1 protein-coding gene and 1 pseudogene are annotated in these 1,313 nt (G+C 74.8%); one reads left to right on the top strand and one right to left on the bottom strand.

What is annotated here, in order from left to right; all coding sequences use genetic code 11:
• Positions 1 to 358 (top strand): annotated as a pseudogene (locus tag ACOV8S_RS16215) (hypothetical protein); the annotation flags it as partial.
• Positions 359 to 564: 206 nt separating this feature from the next.
• Here ACOV8S_RS16215 and msrA read toward each other — a convergent pair.
• Positions 565 to 1,248, bottom strand: a complete 684-nt coding sequence (gene msrA / locus ACOV8S_RS16210; protein WP_448318520.1) for a peptide-methionine (S)-S-oxide reductase MsrA — start codon at positions 1,246 to 1,248, stop codon at positions 565 to 567.
• Positions 1,249 to 1,313: the final 65 nt, after the last annotated feature.

Here is a 1,313-nt window from a genome sequence, read left to right as displayed (position 1 = left end):
CCGCTCGGTCGGCCTGGCCGGGCCGGGGATCGGCACGCCGCGGCCCCGTCCCGACGTCCTCCTCGTCCCCCGGCACCCCGTCACGGGCGAGCCGTGGCGAGCGTCCGGCGACGACGGGGCCGTGGTGCCGCTGGACAGCGGGGTGTGGGCGTACCTCGCCCTCCCGGGCGAGACCTCGCCGCGCCCCGCGACCGGCGTCCTCCCCAGGGGCGTTTTGCGGGACGACTATGCCCTGCCCCCGCTGCCCTGGTGCGTGCTGACGGAACACCCCGATGCCTTCGAGGCCACCCTGGTCCGCCTCCCCGCCGTCCGCACGCCCCGGCTGCGGGAGTACCGCGCGGTGCGACGCCGGAACTGACCCGGGGGCAACCGCCGTCAGGCCGTGCCCGTCCGGACGAGGGCTCCGAAGGCGCTCAGCAGGCTCGCCACGCGTCTCCTGCCCAACTCCGGTACGAGCGTGCCGAGGACGACGGGGGCCCGGCCGGCGAGGGATACGTCAGAAGATCGGGGCGGTCCCGTCGCCCCACCGCTAGAACGGGTGAGGCGAACGAGGGACCGCGTTGCTCAGCCGGCGTCCGGCGCCGCGGCCACGCCCACCGGGCAGGACAGGCCCGTGCCGCCGATGCCGCAGTAGCCGTTGGGGTTCTTGGCGTCGGAGAGGTACTGCTGGTGGTAGAGCTCGGCCGGGTAGAAGGGGTGGGCGGCGGCGGGCTCGATCTCGGTGGTGACGGAGCCGTAGCCGGCCTCGGTGAGGACCTGCTGGTAGGCGGCGCGGGAGGCCTCGGCGGTCGCCGCCTGCTCGGGGGTGTGGGTGAAGACGGCGGAGCGGTACTGGGTGCCGACGTCGTTGCCCTGGCGGTGGCCCTGGGTGGGGTCGTGGGACTCCCAGAAGGTCTTGAGCAGGGCCTCGTAGGAGAGGACGTCCGGGTCGTACACGACGCGGACGGTCTCGGTGTGGCCGGTGAGGCCCGAGCAGACCTCCTCGTACGTGGGGTTCTCGGTGAAGCCGCCCTGGTAGCCGACGAGGGTGGTCCACACCCCGGCCGGGAGCTGCCAGAACTTGCGCTCGGCGCCCCAGAAACAGCCGAGGGCGAAGTCGGCCACGGCCATGCCCTCGGGGTGGTCGAAGAGCGGCGTGCCGAGGACGGTGTGGGCCCCGGCGGCCTCCGGCGTGAGGACCGGCGCGGCGCGGCCGGGCAGGGCCTGGTCGGCGGTGACCATCACGGGCGTCGTACGGCCGAAGAGCATGGGGGTCCTCCCGGGTCGGGTGGGGACCGGCGGGCCTTGGGCCGCCGGAGGGTGCGCTGGTACAA

This window comes from Streptomyces sp. CO7 (assembly GCF_053474865.1).
The sequence above is the reverse complement of the archived record's forward strand: the minus strand, read 5'-3'. Positions and strand labels throughout refer to the sequence as shown.